General features: G+C 36.9%; 14 protein-coding genes. 1 reads left to right on the top strand and 13 read right to left on the bottom strand.

The features are described from left to right. Positions 1-4: 4 nt before the first annotated feature. A complete protein-coding gene (locus FFU37_RS04945; protein ID WP_138488855.1) occupies positions 5-424 on the bottom strand; it encodes a DUF2787 family protein in 420 nt (139 codons plus the stop codon). A 12-nt stretch (positions 425-436) separates the two neighbouring features. Next, positions 437-910, bottom strand: coding sequence for a RadC family protein (gene radC / locus FFU37_RS04940; protein WP_138488854.1), 474 nt, complete (start codon positions 908-910; stop codon positions 437-439). A gap of 125 nt (positions 911-1,035) precedes the next feature. Between radC and FFU37_RS04935 the strand changes: the two genes are divergently transcribed. Next, the gene (locus tag FFU37_RS04935) at positions 1,036-1,233 is read left to right on the top strand and encodes a helix-turn-helix transcriptional regulator (protein ID WP_024595708.1); all 198 of its coding nucleotides are present in this window, start codon (positions 1,036-1,038) and stop codon (positions 1,231-1,233) included. Positions 1,234-1,462: 229 nt separating this feature from the next. On the opposite strand, the gene FFU37_RS04930 is transcribed toward FFU37_RS04935, so the two are convergent. From FFU37_RS04930 to zorA, 11 genes are all read right to left on the bottom strand, one after another. Beyond that, positions 1,463-2,941, bottom strand: coding sequence for a VWA domain-containing protein (locus FFU37_RS04930; protein ID WP_138488853.1), 1,479 nt, complete (start codon positions 2,939-2,941; stop codon positions 1,463-1,465). Beyond that, on the bottom strand, positions 2,934-4,481 hold the full coding sequence (locus FFU37_RS04925; RefSeq protein ID WP_138488852.1) for an AAA family ATPase: 1,548 nt from the start codon (positions 4,479-4,481) through the stop codon (positions 2,934-2,936). The genes FFU37_RS04930 and FFU37_RS04925 overlap by 8 nt, the downstream gene beginning before the upstream one ends. Positions 4,482-4,492: 11 nt before the next feature. Then, positions 4,493-5,023, bottom strand: a complete 531-nt coding sequence (locus FFU37_RS04920) for a HEPN domain-containing protein (RefSeq protein ID WP_138488851.1) — start codon at positions 5,021-5,023, stop codon at positions 4,493-4,495. Between the two features lie 417 nt (positions 5,024-5,440). Then, positions 5,441-5,839 carry a hypothetical protein gene (locus FFU37_RS20365; RefSeq protein WP_239022714.1) on the bottom strand — a complete coding sequence of 133 codons (399 nt, stop codon included), beginning with the start codon at positions 5,837-5,839 and terminating at the stop codon, positions 5,441-5,443. A 9-nt stretch (positions 5,840-5,848) separates the two neighbouring features. After that, on the bottom strand, positions 5,849-6,520 hold the full coding sequence (locus tag FFU37_RS04910; protein ID WP_138488850.1) for a coiled-coil domain-containing protein: 672 nt from the start codon (positions 6,518-6,520) through the stop codon (positions 5,849-5,851). Positions 6,521-6,527: 7 nt separating this feature from the next. Beyond that, the gene (locus tag FFU37_RS04905) at positions 6,528-8,477 is read right to left on the bottom strand and encodes a dynamin family protein (protein ID WP_138488849.1); all 1,950 of its coding nucleotides are present in this window, start codon (positions 8,475-8,477) and stop codon (positions 6,528-6,530) included. Further along, positions 8,470-10,680, bottom strand: a complete 2,211-nt coding sequence (locus FFU37_RS04900) for a sugar kinase (protein ID WP_138488848.1) — start codon at positions 10,678-10,680, stop codon at positions 8,470-8,472. Before FFU37_RS04900 ends, FFU37_RS04905 begins: the two co-directional genes overlap by 8 nt. A 174-nt stretch (positions 10,681-10,854) precedes the next feature. Beyond that, positions 10,855-13,878, bottom strand: a complete 3,024-nt coding sequence (locus tag FFU37_RS04895; protein ID WP_138488847.1) for a DEAD/DEAH box helicase — start codon at positions 13,876-13,878, stop codon at positions 10,855-10,857. 47 nt (positions 13,879-13,925) lie between these two features. Next, a complete protein-coding gene (locus FFU37_RS04890; protein ID WP_138488846.1) occupies positions 13,926-15,620 on the bottom strand; it encodes an EH signature domain-containing protein in 1,695 nt (564 codons plus the stop codon). 2 nt (positions 15,621-15,622) lie between these two features. Continuing rightward, positions 15,623-16,381, bottom strand: a complete 759-nt coding sequence (locus tag FFU37_RS04885) for an OmpA/MotB family protein (protein ID WP_138488845.1) — start codon at positions 16,379-16,381, stop codon at positions 15,623-15,625. Beyond that, on the bottom strand, positions 16,381-18,555 hold the full coding sequence (gene zorA / locus FFU37_RS04880) for an anti-phage ZorAB system protein ZorA (RefSeq protein WP_138488844.1): 2,175 nt from the start codon (positions 18,553-18,555) through the stop codon (positions 16,381-16,383). Before zorA ends, FFU37_RS04885 begins: the two co-directional genes overlap by 1 nt. Between the last annotated feature and the right edge of the window lie 5 nt (positions 18,556-18,560).

The raw sequence follows: 18,560 nt of genomic DNA, 5'->3' as shown, positions 1-18,560 counted from the left end.
CTCCTTAATCAGTTGTAATACTGACCTGGTAGCAACCTGTGTTGTAATACTCAACAAAGTTAGTCACAAACAAGGTTAAAAGGTCCTTCCCCTCTTGTTCACTCAACCAGCCCACCAGCATGTGATAGACCCGTTTAATCACAAAGCACACATCAATCTCTTTTACTAATTCAGAATCAGGTCGGCCCTGGTATGAAAAATCAGTAATGTATATAAGCTCCCAACTAATACCCCGTTTTTCTAGCCTTACTTCGACTGGATGAAAGCCACCGGCTTTAGCGCTGTAATCTTTATCACGGAAATTAATAATTAGCGCCTTAGCACATCCTACCGACTCCCCTGCTTTAGCAACTGCTTTAACGATCACACCAAACAATGATTCTGGTACGTTTAAACCTGGTACTTGCTCTATTTTAATAGCCATAACCTACTCCCTTTAAATCAAGCCATTTTCAGCAAAAGAATAACTGGTTTCACCAATGATGATGTGATCGACTATCGAAACATCAATCAGGTTGAGTGCTTGCTGTAATTTGGTAGTAATTAACTTGTCGGCCTGTGACGGCGTACTGACGCCTGAAGGATGATTGTGCGCCAGTATTACGGATGCTGCATTTAGCGCTAATACTTCTTTAACGACTTCTCGTGGGTATACGCTTGCTGCGTTTATAGTCCCCCTAAATAACTCTTTGTATTCAAGTATGCGGTTTTGGCTATCCAAAAATAGTACAGCAAACACCTCATGCTCGATTAACGCCAGCTTATGCCTTAAATATTCTTCACTGTCTTTCGGGCATGTCAAAGCCCCATGCCTAAATTGCTTTTGAGCGATTATGTAAGCTGCTGCTTCTAGTATTTGTTCATCACTTACAGGGTGATCAAATTCATATAGTGACTTGTTATTTTGCATTGTTATGCCCTCTTAATGGTTTATGCAAAATAGTGATGTATATGTTTAACGTTTTTGTTTCGACTAAGTAAAAAATCACTCCCCCCGGAAAGGATATGTACTACTAACCTAACCGGAGAAAGCCCATGCGTTTAATCAAATTAAAAGAAGTTTTACATATCACAGGCTTAAGCCGCTCAACTGTTTATCGCTTTATGAGTGCTGGTGGATTTCCAATGAAAGTTGAGCTAGGTGGTAACTCTGTAGCCTGGGTAGAAAGTGAAGTTGAAGAATGGATAAGTGAAAAAATAGGGAAAAGAGATACAGCTTTGACTGTGGCTTAAAGTGCTACCCCGTTATGGGGTAACACTAATAATGCTTAATTCATAGCAAAGTCTAAAGTAGGTTTTTAGAAGCACTACAAGTAGATTCCACAATACTTTTTGCTCTGCCAATTAGATTATTTAACCCTTCAGTCGTTACCTAACCTGACCGACATCACTTTGGACTTCATCTAATATTTCAGCCCAAAATGCTTTGTATCTTTCAAAATAAAACTCTATTAATCCTTAATCAATCAAGCCAGCTTTCAATAGCAACCAGCTCTTTAATACTTCCATTGTGAGGGTTATATATCCATTCCTGATCAAATACTTCTCTAAGGCGTTTACTTAAGTAACAGTCACCCACTACCAAAGAAAAAAACTTATTTCCGTTCATCTTTAAAGCAGATATGGCCTCTATTTCCGAAGTTGGAAGCCCATCCATTATAAAGTCAGAAACGATAAGTAAATCAGCTTTGTTATACGTATTTTCTGTCATTAAATTAACTGCATGGCTAATAGTTGGACCTACATCAGTTCCACCATAAAACGACATTGATAAAAAATCTGTCAACTTTTCTAAACTAAACCCTTTGGATAGATCCAATGTATTAATCGAAGTAGAAAAGTTGATAATATAGCAATCTCTATTTTTAGCTTGCGCCTTTAGTGACATAACTAAGGCAACGGCTTTTGCAACAGTTTCAGGCGTTCCTCGCATTGAACCACTGGTATCAATGCAAATAATAACAGGGCCTTTTTGTTCATCTTCATCAACTGTCAACTCCTCTTCTATTTCAAATTCCTCATCAACAAATTGCTGCCCCGACATTTCAAAGCACATCAAAGAAGATTCAACATACTTAAGATCAAATAAAATTGATGTTTCCTCGTCACTTAATAGCGCTAATTCAGAAGGTAGTGCATGCTCAATATCTTTAGATAATTTAATACCTACTATTTCTTCTTTAGAGTTAATATCGATTATTGGAGATTTTTGTATATAAGAATGAGTAACTGTTTCTATTCTTTCACTTTTTTTAGTCTGGTTAATACGACCTAACAAGTCTAATAGCTTTTTAATTCCTTCATCACTATGAATTCGTTCCATTAAGCTTTTAACTTTAGCTAAATTATTTAGCCTCAAAGAACCACTAGAAAGGTCAAGTAAAATGCCTGGCTCAATACCTAGCGTACATAATAAAGTAAGCATTTCGTCAATAAGCTTTAGTTTTTTAGCTAAGCTTTTTAAAAACTTTTTTCTTAATAAAGTTATTTGCTCTAGCTCCCACTGTTCATATAGTGAACACAGTAACTTTTGCCACTCCTTTGCCAATAAATTAGCAGAAGTGGCTAAATCACTAGCAGCTTTAACGCTTTTACTGTTTGACGCAACAGCCTCATTTTTGAGGTGAACTAAATCTGTATCCCAAAAGTCTTTGTTGTAATTAACGTTACTTTTTAAACACAAAGCTTTGTATTTATTTAGTGCAAGTTCATATTTTTGTGTGGTTATGCTATCAAAGTCTAAACCAGTAAACGCATCCAATTCATTTTGAGCATCGTAATAAGGGTACTCTAACAAGCAATGCCGGTTCGTTTTATCGGCCCAATTTTTTAAGCGTTCTTCCACTTGTAATGATAAGTTGGGCGCTTGCTCAAATACACGTTGGTAATCGTTACAAATTTCAGCAAGCATCGTGGTGGCATGTTCATCAACTTTACGCACTACATAACCCTTTTAAACGGTCGCAATCTTTAATTCTTAACTTCAAATTACTTATTTGCTGATTAATGCCATTTAGCGCTATATTGCATGATTGTTCAGACACAAATGGTGAGTATAAAGAAGCTACATACTCTGCTTGCTTAGCCTCACATAATTCTAAAGTTGTTCTCAAGCTCTGTATAAGCTTGTTAACTTCAGCTTTTAAAGCATTAATTAGGCGGTTATTTACGTTTTGTTTCTTTTGCCCTTTTTTATATAGAATCTTTGGTGTTACATGGGCTGTAGAGTCATATCGTCCCTCTAATCCAGTAATTTTAACTTCGCAACTACCTTGACCATCAAACGTACATGTATAAGTTTCAAGCTCATTACCATTCGCATCAAAAGGGTTAAAGGTGTCTTTACTCTTCATTTTATTAATAGGGATATAAAAAGTTCGTGTTGTTGTTTTTGTATCTGATGCATAGTATCCCCCTCTATATGAAAATACTTGTTTCACTTGATAGTGCTCTTTACCATTAATATCATGTGTTTCGTACACATCTTTTTCATGAAAAATTTCATTAGTAATCTCTTTATCAAGCGCATCTTTTTTTCTATCAAGCTCAGCTAAGCTTAGCTCTGGTGAAAAACCAGATTCTTCTATTGCATTATTTACTATGCTCTCAACATCTTCGCGATTATTCTCGGTGGTCCAAAGGCAATAACGTAATAATAAAGCATCGCTGTGGTTAGTTTGTTTACGGTTATTAAAAAATGCCGAGGCTTTTAGCAATTGAGCTGCTTTTTGCCAGCGTCTGTCTGATACATAAACACCAAGCTCTTCAAATTGATCCGACAGCTCTTGTCTTATCAAATGAATTATTGTTAACGTTTCTTTTGAAAGCTCAACCGTATCAATTTTTTTAAGCCAGCTAGCCCATTCATTATTCTTAACGACTACATCATCAGTAACTCTTGCTTCAGCATGAGTTGGTTTACTACTTATTAAGCTTTCAAAGTTTTCTTTTATTTCAATTGGCCCAACCATTAACCTGATAATAAAGCGATCATATAAAGCATCTAGGCCTTGGTTTTCTTCAGGCGTTTCGTTTGATGCTGCAATTAAAGCCTTTAAGGGCGCTTTTTCAAGTTCTTGGCCATTTTTATAAATACCCTCATTTATGAGTGTTAATAAACTATTTAATATTGCAGGGCTCGACTTCCAAATTTCATCTAAAAACGCAAACTCTGCCTTCGGTAAATAATTTTCGGTTTTACGTGTATATTGATCTTCTTTTAACGCTTTAATCGATACCGGTCCAAACACCTCTTCTGGTGTACTAAAACGGTTCATTAAATATTCAAAATAAGGCGGGGTATCAAATGCTTTAGCAATACGACGCGATATCAAGCTTTTAGCTGTGCCTGGTGGACCATATAAAAATGTATTTTGCCCAGTGAGTGCGCCAAGTAATGCAACAGGGATTATTTCCTCACGCTCATGCATACCAACCGAAATTTGATCAATTAATTTTTTTATTCTTGTTTGTAAACTCATTACTTATTCCTTTAAATTACTGCTAATGCTTTGTCTGTTGCTTGTGCTAAAGCCTTAAAAAAACGCAAACACTTTTCAAGCTCATCTTTTTTAATTATTTGTGGTTGAGTAATATCAAGCTGTGCACGGTGTACAGCTTCTCCCCGTTTAGAAATCCATTTATTCAGCTGCTCTCTGGCATCTTTTGGTAACACGTTTGGCCACATCCACTGCTCTGTAATATCTACACCAAAAAACTCTTCAAAAAGCTTTTTAGTTTTATTTGAATTTGGATTATGAAAAAACTTTAAACGCTCATGTAATTGATTTTCTGCAAAGTGGCCAAATTGAGAGCCTTTAATTAAGCTAAACTTGGCATCAAAAATTTCAGTTACCACATCTTCAACATAGGTTTCCCACGCTGTTAGCGTCATTATTAAGCTCGCTTTTTTTAAAACATCATACGAGCATAATTCTGGATGGTTATTTAACGTTTCAAAGCATGCTAATAGTTGTTCTGCTTCAGATAGGGCTTTATTAAAATTTTGTAATGAGAGGGTCATTTTCTTCCTTAAATATTTAACTAACAATTAGGCGTTTGTTAGTACTGCTTTATTTTTTGTAATGCTATACAAAAATTTATAAAAATATAATTTCACAAGCTTGCGAAAATATATTTAGTTTGTTTTAGCTTTTTTATAATCACTAAAATTAATGATATTACTGTTATCAATTATATCGTTTGGCGGTTTAGCATCTCGTTGCTGTGCAGTGATAAGCGATTGGCAGTAACTTAATAAGCGTTCTATCGGTATAAACCTCTCTTTACGACCAGTTGCTTTATTGGTAATACGTTTCGGATGAGTATTTAAGTATGTTGCTAATTCAATAGCAAGCTCTTTAGATAACTCATAAAGCCCCTCTTCTTTGAGTGTTTGGGTAACCCAAAGTGCGGCATCGCTAATATGCCCGCTTATACTTTAATCAGTGTTTTTAACCCAGCGCAGGGTGAATTCTATTTTAGATATTTCACTTAATAGCACGGCGATGTCGCTACGAGGTATTAGCTGATACACCTCAAGTATTTCTGCCAATATCAATTGCCATTCATGTGCTAAGCGCTGAGTTAACTCCTCTTGCGATAGCTTTAGATTAACCGGTATAAAAAACGTAAAACGGCTATTCGCTTCACAAACAATGATTGTTTTTTCACGAGATTTAGAGCTGTTATCAATAATCTGCAATTGCCAGTTAAAAACATTACTATCGCTAATGAGGGTATTTACCTCTGCTTGTTTACCAGGCTCATGTGGCAAACGAGGTAAATCAGCTTTTAGATATTTATTAAGTGCGTTTGAGGCGCTGAATTGGAGTTTCATTCTGAGCTGTTAATAGCTAAGTGTTTGAAAACAATAATAAGAGGTAGCAATTAAAGCTGGCACTAATAAAACGAGTGAAAATAAATTAATCTTTTTGTTAACTTTAAATATTAAACCTTTAATTTCATCATTTTTACTAGTCAATTCCAATGTTGCTTTCTCTTGTTCTTCAATAATTTTAGCTATTTTATTATTAGTGTCTTCTTGTCCATGGACTAGTTTATCAACCTTAGAATTTAAACAACTATTCCTATCTAACAGTTCTTTATGACGCTCATCTATCTTGTTACTAAAAGAAACCAACATACCTTTAACGGTATCACTTGAGCATATTATTTCAGACACCGCACCATCAATAGACTTATTAAAAACTAACAGCTGTTGTTCAACTCTATCTTTATTGTCACTAATAATTTCTGCGCTATTTTTAGCTATATCGTTTAAAACACGCTCTTCTAAACGTGAAATTTTTTTTGTTAATTGTTTTAATAACTCATCTTTATCTGCACTCACCAAATCAAGCTTTTCATTAGCCTCCTCTAGCGCATCCCCTACAGATAAAATATCATTTTTTAATCTTTCCAAGTCATTGATAACAGGAGCAAGTGGTTGCTTAACGATTTTCACCATTAACTCAGTTAATTGTTTTTCTTTATTATTAATCTCACTGTTTGTAATCATATTCTAATCACTTTTTTCCATGTAAAAGCTTTAACGTATCTCTCTGAGCACTTAATTCACAAAATGAGATTAACTGCATAAAAGCATCACATTCATCATCTTCATCTAAAAATGCATCAATTTTTTTTGTTTGTAATGCATGATACTCTTGCTCCAATATATTAATAAAAGTTTCAAACTTTGTTATATCTTCCTTCATTAATTTTTCAGTATTTATAACTCTTATTTTCAACTTGCTTAATACATTATTTTTTATATGAGATTCTTTCCGTAGCTTTCTTTGTTCATCTTTGTTTATCAATATGCTCGCTTTAAGTTGTCTTTTTTTATTGTTATTTTTTTTGTTCATTGTATTAATTGCTTTAATCCAAGAATTCTCCCACTGCAAAAGGATAAATTCTTCTGATTTTTTCCTAGCCGTTTCTACTTTATTTTTATCATGGTGGTAGTTTTTAATTGATAGGTATTTTTTTATAAAGTATTTATCTAAATCTTTTTCCACCTGACCAAAAATAGATCGAACCTCATTATTAATCACGCTAGGATTTGGCTCCATAAAAGTTTTCTCAACATCTCTCCAATATGCTTTATTATTTACAATTAAGGATTGGCTTAAATTTAATTCAATTTCATTCAGTTGAGATTTATAATTAAGAATCAACCTTTTGAGAGAAATAACACTTTCTTTCTCTGGATTTCTATCAATTTTAGAGTGACACTCGCTCTTATAAACAGCTATCAAGTCATTGATATTGCTTTTTAAATTTTCACTTGTACCGTACTCAATTAACTTAATTTTTTTATTTAATTGTTCAAGCTCTCGTTCATTTAATTTTTTATAGATTTGAGCATCTTCGTCAATAGCTTGAATCTCTCTGATGATTTTTTTTTCGTCCTGTTTCAACCTCTCTAATTTCTTTTTATAAATATATTCGATCCTTACATGACTATCGAGCATATTTCGAAGACGACTAACAGGCGATACAGAAGCATGTATTTCATCAATTAATGTTGTTCGAAGCCCATTAATTAATGGTTTTAATTTTCTGTAAAGTACAGGTTCCTGCTTTTCTAGATTCTGCCAGCTATTTCCAAATTCAAGAGGGTAAAATAGATTCTGATTTTTACCTTCATTACTTAGCTCTCCAAAGCGCTGAATTTGCTCAATCAGTCTCGCTCTAATATCACTGATATTAACCTCTTCTTTCTTACGAATTAGGTCTCTTATTGATTGAGCTGAATAAGAAAATGTCGTTACTATACGAAAACGTCCAAGCATAGCTTGCCAATTCTCTAGCCCCGGAAAACTCATAGCCTCTGAGTTTAGAAAACTCAAATCATCACCCCTTCCAACTAATAAAATTAAATCAGCAAAAGGGAGATAAGCTTTTGCCATAGCATATACATGCTTTTGCTCTGTAGCATTCGCAGGATTATCACCGGGTAAATCTAAAATACGTATATTAGCGCATTTTTTAGCAGCGATAGAAAAGAAACGTGTTGGTATATCTACAATACATGGAGAATTAAAAGACTGAGTTTCATTTTCCATACTCTCTCTTAAATCACTTAGAGCTAATATCATATCGGACTCAGCAGCATAGAACTCTTTTTTAGAGTTGATTGTTAGAGCCCAATCTTCACTTGTAGAACGACAGTATTCCATAGTTGTTGCAGTGGCTGACTTCCCAGCCTCTCTTCCTCCCCTTAGTACATGGGAAACTATACTTATTTGATCTGAATGAATACCGAGTAAATCAAGAAGAAGTGTCGTTTTTCCTACTTGAGTCTTGCCGAAAACAACTACAAAAGGATCTACCTGCTTTCCTTTCATCAATAATGTTTTTTTTATATCGTGACTCATAGAGCTTATTAATCGCTCGTATGCATCAAACGCCCAGCCCAAATTTGATAGATATAACTCAGACCAGTATTCAGTTAACCAATCATTAATCATACTCAGCTGTGTGTCCAACTAATAATGGATTTAAACCGCTTGCTGAAGAATCAATTTCAGCTTTAAGATCATCTGATAAAACAATTACATCAGCTAAAGCCTTTGTTAATCTTTCCTTACGCATTAAGTGTTCATCTAAATGATAGCGTTGTCGTAAAGTAAACTCTAATCTAGATCTTGCTGAGCGCATTACTTCATCAAAACTGCCGCAAAAGTTTACATAGTGAGAATCTGAGATTGCACTAAGCAAAGAGTGTGCTTGAATACTTAACTCTTGCTCTTGTTTCCTGAGCCCTGATACAGCTTTGGTTGTTATATAGCAAGCAGCAACAACGGCAGTAACAGCAATGGCAGCAGGGTGAAGCATAACAGGGGGAACACTGCCACCTTCTGGCTCATTGGTTGATTCTTCGCTTGCAGAATCATTCGAACTGGTTTCAGATTCTTTATCTTTGGTATGACCAAAAAGTGTACCTAGTATGTCTGAATCACCATCACTCATCACGTCTACAGCTAATAAAGCAGCGACAGCTTTGAGAGCATTTCTACCTTCATTTGCGCCTTTACTAATTGCCTCCACACTCTGCTCTATTAACTCACCATTATCATTCATCTTTAATTTAAGTTCATCAGCTAACAACTTAGGCACAGAGTATGACAACCTCGCATATTCAAGGGATATAATAGGTATCAACCTTACACTTTCAGCTAGTTTTTTACTTGTTTCGCTACTGGTATTAGAGTTATGGCTTAGTACTATTTTGATGTCGTTCTTAATTTCTTCACTTAATACTTTAAACTGAATTGGTTTACCTGATCTCCCAGCATAACCAAGTTCAATAAGTTTTTTAGTGTTCGGTAACTTAGGGGTTTCATTTTTACTTATCTCTAACTCAGAGTTGTTTACTGGTCCTAATTTTTCTAAAGTCAAACCTGTTAATTGACTAGCATAATCAGAAAGAAAGTTACTTCCTTCTTGTTGCCAAGCTTCTTCAACAGTTTGCTGTGCTTTTGTCTTTATTTCAGTTGTGCTGTCAAACGCACTAGTAATCCAATTTTTTAAACCTTCATGATCTGAAGCTAATTTTTCGTCTAGGGTCTTAGTCGCATTTTTCAGGTTCTGGTTTACATGTGCTTTTGCAATTTTTTTGTGCTCTTCTCTTAATGATGTAACAGCCTCATCAAATTCACCTAGAAGCTCTTTACACATTAATGCACTCTCTGTTGCTTCAGAACTATTAAAGATAAGCCTAGCCTTAGATCTAATACTATTTAAAACTTTAGTTAAATCTCGGCCAATTAACTGTGCTAGATTATTAATTTGAAAAACACGATTCGATTGCCCTGTATAATTTAGTTCATCAATCATGTTAACTAATTTTGGCATCCACTCTTCACAGTAATCAGAATCATCCGTTCCAGTCAATATTATCTGCTTATCAATTCGGCTCTCATCTATTTTGAAAGTGTTCATTGCACTATTTTTGAGTTGACTTTGGCGATCTGAGTTTCCTTTGTATGATTCAGTTTTAGAAATAACAACACAGGGTTCGCAATGCTTTAACTCATTTGCAAGCATATCCTTTGTAATATCAAGCTGTTGTTGATTTGCCATTCTTGTTTCGTCTGTAACAACTATACAACCACCTGCAGCTATCATTGCCTGACGCATTAACTCTTGCCAATCTTTATTATCTCGATCTTGTTTTTCATAGCCTGGTAAAAGTAGCCAAGACTGATTCTCCCTCTTAAAATAACGTTTTGGTACTTTTAAGACTGGGAGTAAATCTTCTGCTGAAGGGTCTGTTATAATTTGATTAAAGTTTTCGACATTTATAAGTACATCTTTTATTAATAGCTGATCTCCAATATCACTTTTTTGTAAACGTCTTACATAACCCTGCGGTGCAGTTACTTCATTAGTTTCAATAATCATAACGGGTAATTTTTCACCGCGCCCTTCGTTGCCTTGTAGCCAATCTCCACAGTCATAAATTTTAGACATTAAAGTTGTTTTGCCTGCCCCTTGCGAGCCACCTACTGCAATTATCCACTCATTCCCTAATATTTCAGCTAACAGTAACCGACGCATCACAGCTAATAATTTTTTATCTATTTCTTCATTAGCAAGTACATTGGATGCCCCCCTTAATCTGCGTAAAGTACTGTTAAGCTCTTTTAAAAAAATCTCTGGTGATTCCATATTCCACTATCCTAATTGTCTAAATATATTTACTTTTATAATCAATTAATAATAACTTATTTTTGTATTTGAGACCGCGAAGATGGTAGCGGCTCTCAATATTATGCTCTTATCTTTCGAAATTAATTTCACAAGCTTGCAAAGTAGTAAGCTCATCCTTAATGCCACTTAACCTCATAACCCCATTGACGACATTAGCTCATGCTCACTCACCACTTCAGGCGTTACTACCGCATCTCTTAGCATGGTTTTCTTTGCGAGTAGTTTGTCTAGATTCACATCAAACGAATCATATTCTGGGTGTAAAAGGCAGGGTAAGTGAATAAACACAGGCTTTTTTTGACCAATACGATAAACACGGTCTGTAGCTTGCGCTTCTTTTGCGGGGTTCCAGTGGCGTTCTAAATGAACTACATGGTTTGCACCAACAACCGTTAAGCCAACGCCTGCCGCTACAGGCGACATAATTATAACGTTAAAGCCTTCTTCTGCTTCAAAGTCAGTGATCATCCCTTTACGAGACAGCTGATCTTTTTTTGTAGCAATCGCTTTGCTGTCTCCGTTAATAACATGAATGTTTAGCTCATAAATTTTATCTAAGCATATTTTAAGAACAGCCTGGAGCTTTTTAGTTGTCGCAAAAATAATTACCTTCTCTTGTTTGTTTTTTATATCTGACAATATATCTAACAACATACGTAACTTTTCAGACTCTTGTAAATTACGCTGTGCCTCTTTGGCATTATTAGGTGGCTGTTTAAAAACCTCATCAAGCCTTGGATGCAAGCTAACAGCCCTTAATTGCTGTAATACTGTTAAAGCATGGCCGCCGCCCTGCTCTTTTGCTTTCTCCTTTCTATAATCTTCAACAATTTGGTTGTAGCCAAGCAACTGACCTCCGGTCATATTACGAGCTAACTCTGGAGCAAATGCCATATTGTCAGCCAAGTCTTTATGAATACCTGTTTTTATTGTTTTAGTAGGCATTCCGGTTAGCTCGTCTTCCTTGGTTCGGCGTAACATAAACTGCCCAGCAGCATTACGTAAATCGTTACCAACTTCTAAACGCACCTCTGCTTTTTCTTCCTCATTAGCACTACTTATTGGCTTAATCCAGCGCTCTCTAAAATACCCCCAATCGCCTAATAGCCCTGGTTGCGCTGTATCCATTAAACACCAAAACTCGCTTAAGCTATTTTCAACAGGAGTACCTGTAGCTAGTAATTTAAAATCAGCTTTTAGTGCTTTAGCTGCACGTGTTGCTTGAGTATTTGGGTTTTTAATATTTTGAGCTTCATCAAATATTACAATTCCCCAGTCAATAACACATAAAGAAAATTGGTAATCCCGTAGCGTTTGATAAGTCGTAATAACAACACGTCTATCCATATCTAAACGCTTTGTTGCTGCATCAGCCCCAACATGCAAAGCGTAACGAATAGATTTATGATCAGCATGCGAATCATTCATTACCGTCGTAAGCTGCATAGACTCTCGTTCAGCCCCTTGAACTTTAAACTCTTTCAAATCCCTTGATGACTGCAGGACTTTAATATCTCTAAATGGGGAATTTTTAAAAGTAGCTTCAACCTCTTGTTCCCAGTTTTCCAGTAAACTAAGTGGAGCGACTATTAATATAGGCTTTTCGGATTTATTGCTTTGCTGCTGCATCGACAAGTACTCAGCCAGCATAACTAACGTCATATAGGTTTTACCAAGCCCCATATCATCGGCTAGTAAAGCCCCTTGTACTCTATACATATCATCATGGTTATCTAATTGCGCTGACTTAAGTAACGACATCATCCAGCTAATGCCGGACTCTTGATGAGGGAAAGGTGTTCGCGCTAAATTAGTTCTATCAAAACTAATAGCTCGGTCTAACTGCGCAACTTTATTTACAATGTCTTGATTATGTTCTTCCGCATCTTTTAGTAACAAAGAAACTTGCTCTTTACGAACCAGAGTATCTTCAACTTCAGGCGTATCTGAGTCATTAGAAGGGTTTGCTAAATTTTCTCTTACCTCTGCGAGTGTTTCACTAACTCGCTGCTCATCGCGTATGTCAATTAACTCATCAGCAACAACAACACTATCTGCATTTTGCCCTTTAGCTTGCTGGTAACTTTGCTCAAACGATACAACATCTTCCTCGCATTCAAGCAACTTAACTAAGCGCTCTGGTGGCTCACTGTCTGTATTTGTCGAAAACCAGCCATTACTGCCATCGCTGTCTTGACCAAAAGGAATGTGTACCATTTTGCCAATACCAGCAACTCTCAGAGAAAATCCAAGATCGAGGTTAAGAATAGACGCATCTAAAAAAGCTGAAGGGGTTTTAATAAATTCTGCGACTTTGTGTGCGGGAATTGTTCTATTTTGCAGTACCTCTTTAACAGCTTGCTTTTTATCGTCAGTAAGTAAAACAATGCGGTCTTTTATTCGCATTACTTGCCCGTCGCCCTGTAACTGAGCTAAGCGATTTTGTAAGTCTTCAGATGATGATCCATCACCAAAGCTTGGGCTAAGCTCTAGGCTACCATCAACCTGTTGATTTGCTGTTACTGTAATTTGTTGTGGTTGTACTAAATCAAATTTATCAAAATGTTTTAAATCTAGTTTTAACCCATCTTTAGCTGCTTGCTGTAACTTAGCAACTGCCAACACATTATTTAGCTCAGTGTGGTCATCAGGCGTAAGCGACGAATGTTCTTCTACGGCTATAACTGCATTAAGCTGCTCAGGCGTCATTAAATACTGAGTCTGCTCACTAAAAAAAAGTATAGGTCCTTTTCTTTTTACTGGATATTTTTGCTGCTCAAATTTTGCAAATAACTGCAGCGTAAAGCTACTTTTAGTTGTTCTACCTTGAATATCAACGTCAAAGTCGTTATTAAAAAAAGGCGGTAGCCCTAAAACGTCTGCATCTTCGGGGTCTAATAAACATGCTTGCTCACTATCAAGCCTAAAGCCATTAGGCAGTGTTTCAGCAATATGTCTTTCTTCAAGCATTTTAAGTACTACATGCTGAATAAGCTGACTACTTCCACCCTCACCTTTGTTTAGGCAATGAAATGATGCTTCATCAGTGGCAAAATTAACGCCATACGAGTCATATACTAAGGAGTATCTCTCACCTGATGAATGACCGTTTTTATTTTTAGGCAAAAGCCCTTTTATCAAACTAACAAGTGACATGTATTTTTCAATTCCTTTTTAAAACTTCAGCTATCAAACTATTTAACCTAAACGAGCTTCCAATTAAAACTCTCATCTCGGATTAATCTGTATTCTGAGCGCATCTCATTTAATTTAGTATCTACCGTAGACAGATCTAAGATTAAGTTAAATTCTATACTTAATATCTCCACTACCTCTTTAGAGGTTACTGGCTCATAGGTCTCTAAAGTTTTAATTATACTGTCTTCCAAGATGCTGTTTTCTTGAACCGTTCTTTTAACAACAGGTAATCCATACCGACTTATATATCTTCTGTATTCGTCTTTATAAAATAGTTTCTCTAAATCGAGTTCAATGCCATTTTGAGTTAAAAAATCAATAGCATTTTTTTGCCAAGAAGTCGGCGAGTGTTGAATAGGCATTAACTCGCCTTTTGGATAGTTCTTTTTAAATTCCTGTGGAAAGCTGTGTGTTAAAGAAGAATGGTTTAACTCACTCAAAGAGTAATCGTTAAGCTTCTCACTAGGTAAACCCATATAAATCCATAGCTTAAAGTTATGCGATCCTTCAATGATATGAAAATCACCGCAATCTAAATAAATAATGGAAGTTTGGGCCATTCCTCTAAGCTTTATATAACTGGTTGTTAAACTCTTTCCTAGCACTCGCTTAACTGTATGCTCTGCTTGGTTTCCAAGCATTAGCCGTGCATTACGAACAAACCCATGTTCATAAAGCCCTTCTAAAAAGCGCTTACGTGCGGGGAACATTCTGTTTAACGCTTCATCGCCGGTGTAATTTGCGTACTCTTCAATAGCGCCTAAAAATAACCGCAAGTCTTCTTTGGCAAGCCAGCTTGTTACTGCTTTTACTCTACTTTCACCAATGGGCTTCCACCACTGGCGGTAATTTGTAGCTGTATTAGCAATACGCGGATCGCCAGCTAAATTAAGTACAAAGTTTTGCCATATTTCACTTGGTGCACCAGCAGAGCGGTCAATAATAATTTCAAGCGCTATGTGCCCTATTCGTTTATCTTCTTCAAAAGGCATTGTGGCAACATCATGTTTTAGTAGCTCATGCAGAACATCATGTTGCTCACCAACAGGAATTTCTTTCAGTGTATCTAAGTAATATTGTGCATGGCAAATATCTAAAAAGCGCCCTTGCGGCAGCTCGTTTAAGCGTAGTTTTTTTAATTGTTCGTTTAAGTCTAAGTGGTTTTGTTTGGCAAGGTTAACCAAAGCCTTAGGAGCTGTTAAATCAAACAGCCATTTGGCTTGATTAAGCACCGACAATATTGTGTCACTTGAGTTTTTGCGATCTTTTAAACGTTGCTCTATTTGCTGTTTAAGCCACTGCGTTAATCTGTTAAAAATATTGCCATCAACCAGTGCATCAAAATAACGATAAACTAACGAAATTAAATTCATTAACGACGACATACCAAGTTTGGGATGTTTAGCTTGAATATAATCTATTGTTTCTTCGTTTAATGAGCCTTTTCTTACCTCTTCTTTATCAATCCATAACTGAGTTAAAACACGCACACCTTTGCGTTTAAGTAGTGTGTTTTTTAATTGTGTAATATCTCTGCTTAATACACATTGCCTTACCTGTTGCTCAAGCGCTTTAAATTCTTCGCCTTGTCCTGCACCGTCGGCAATTTTCTTTGTTTGTAAAGTCAGGCTATTCCACTGCTGTGTAATACGCTCCCAGTTAAACTGAGCAAGCTGAGGAATAGGAGGTAAAAGCAACATAATTAAGGCATCTCCAAACGGCTTCTTACCGTTTCGTATTCAGCGCTGGTGGGCCTGCGAATAGTAAAGCGAATATCTATTCGCCTGTTAGACCTGAAATCACTTTCTGTTAGCTCTTTAGCCACCATCCTTCGTGTTGCCGCATAGCCACTCACTGAAAAAAGCTTGTTGCCATCTTTATTTTTAATAGCCGCTAAATTATGTTGGTCTGGTAGTAACTTACTCCAAAGCTCCCACAGCGAAATCGCCCTAAAGGTCGATAAGCCCCAATTACCTTTACCCAGCATACCGTTAAAGTTTTTACTGTCGGTGTGCCCTTCAATAAAAATAGTATCAAGAAATTGCTCACGGTTTTCTTTATTTATAACCTCAGCTAGCACCTCACCAATTTCTAGTGCAGTGCCTTCAAACTCTGGGCTTATATTAAACGCTGCGCTATCAAACCCTAAAATATCGTTAGGAATACTTAACACTGTTTTATTTTCACTAACCGTGACTTGTATGCCTCGTTTTCGCAGTAAATCAGCCGCTTCATCTAAAATTGTTTTACGTACTTCTTCGGCTTTGTGCAGCATTTCTAGCTCTTGGGTAAATGCTTGTTGTTTATTTTCAAGTTCTTGTTTGGCTTCTATCAGCTCAACCATCAACACAACAGATGCTAAAACAAATAAAATAAGTAAGCCCGACAAAATATCCGAAAACGACATCCAATAAGGGTTTTCTTCGTCAACACTTACTTGGTTGCTTCTAAATACTCGCATTAGCTACGCTCCAATTCATCCACTAAATCAGAAATAGAGCTCACTGTTCTAAGCATTTGATCGCTAAATTTACGAGTTGTGGTATTCCAGGTTTCCATACGCTCTTTAACTTGGGTATTTACTTCTGATGAATAGCTGCGTAGCCACTCATTCGTTTGCTTTTCAATATCAGACACTTGCTTAGCTAAGGTATTACTTAGCCCTTCAAAAGATGCCTCAACACCACTTATAAACTCAATTTGATGTGTTTTCATTTCGCTAAAGCCGCTTTGAGCTAATTTTGCCGTACTGCCAAACTGCTCTGTTGTAGCAACAAGCGACGTTTCAAGTCCTCTTAGCACTTTAGCTTGCTCAATTACGTGGCTTGCTAATGCATCGTTTTGAGCAGAAATACCTTTAATTGTGTCGGTCATATCACCTAAGCGCGTATCAAACAGCTCCGTTGCTTTTAATAAATTGCCCGATAACACCCCAATTTGGTTTGCGCTATTACTCAGGTTTTGGCTACTTGTAGCAGATGACTCCGCAACCGTTTTAAGCTCCCCTATAACCTCTTTATGCTGTGCAATAACCGAGTCCATATGTGTTTGCGTACGTTTTACAGCATCAGTCATCGAGGTAAGCATTTGGTCTTGTTGTGCTAGCCACTGACCTAACTGCGATTGTAATTGCTCACGATATTCTGAGTCACGCTTAGAGGCTTCAAGTTGCTGGCTGTTAATTAATGAGCCAAACGTTTCTTCAAGCGTCTTTTGGCGCTGCTCTGAGCTTTGCATAAAGCTTTGTAAACTTGTTTCAAGGCCACTAGTAAACGCCTGTTGCTGCGCCGTTGTTTTTTCGTTTTGGCTAGAAAGCTCATTAACAAATCCACGGTTCGATTCGCCCATCGCGCTTTGTACTTCGGCCATAGAGTCAGAAAGCTTATTAAGTGTTTGCGATTGCTCGGTTAACCAACCACCTAATACCGACTGTAAATTATCTACATGGTTTGCTTCACGTGTTGCTTGCGATTGCTGTTGCGATTCAATAGCCGTAAATAACTTTTGTTCCATAAGCTGCTGGCGCTCTTCGCTTTTGCTCAGCATAGATTCTAGTTGGTGATTAAATTGCGATGACGCACCCGCTTGTTGCTGGGCCATTAACTCAGCTTGTTTACTGCTTTGTTCAAGTACAGCACTCATTTTCCCGCTCAAGCTACTTACTGCCTCATGCATTTGTTCAGTCGACTTTTGTATAAGCTCGCCTTGGCCTCTGCCTGCCGCTTGCATGCTTTCGGTAAAGTTACTAATTAAATGCTCCAGCACGCCGCTGGTTTGTTGGCTGGCATTACTGACTAACGACTGCATAGCAGGTGCCATTACATTGTTAAGTGCGTTAGTAAAAGCATCTTGCATGCTGTCACTCACACCCGAAATCGTCTCCTGTAATTTATTACCAATTCGCTCATGCAATTCCTTTAAAGCCTCACTGCTATCACTGGTGTTTTTAGAAATATCAACAAGTGATTTTTCAGCAGGCAAACGCGGGTATAAAAAATCAATGCGGTGCTGTACAGCAGTAATATTTCGTATGATTAAACGCTCTGCTATTTTTTCAATAAAGTTGAGCAGTAAGCTTAAACCTACCCCCCATACAGAAGTAACAAAAGCAAAAGCAGCACCACTCATCATGCTGTTTATGCCAACTTTTAATACTTCTATGTCCTCACTGCCAATATTAATGTCGCGCAGGCCCATGGTTAAGCCCATAAAGGTACCTAACACACCAATTGCAGTTAAAAATGAGGGGGTAGCCGCTAATAACCGGTTAGATGTAAGCCCAGCAGAAAGGGTTTTATGGTTAAAAAAGTGCTCCGCGTCCAGCGTATTATAAATACGTTGTAAGCGATCATCTTTTACTAAGCTTTCACCAAATTCATGCCACAGGCTGTGCACTATTTTAGATTTTGACGCTTTAGCACGCTCGCTAATAGCCAAGCTATTATCATAAAGCGTGGTAATAGATTCACCATTAATAATGTGCCTAACTTGCTTTACTCGACTATTACTCTTAACGGTAAGTACAACAATCCAAATAAAGGCAACAACAAACACGGCTATTAATGCAAGCCAAAACGATACCCCCAATACAGATTGCGGTATCAACCAATGCTCCGATGGCATAAAATCCAACATATTTA

It is taken from the genome of Pseudoalteromonas distincta, assembly GCF_005877035.1.
GTDB lineage: Bacteria > Pseudomonadota > Gammaproteobacteria > Enterobacterales > Alteromonadaceae > Pseudoalteromonas > Pseudoalteromonas distincta.
This window is presented reverse-complemented; position numbering and strand designations above follow the sequence as displayed.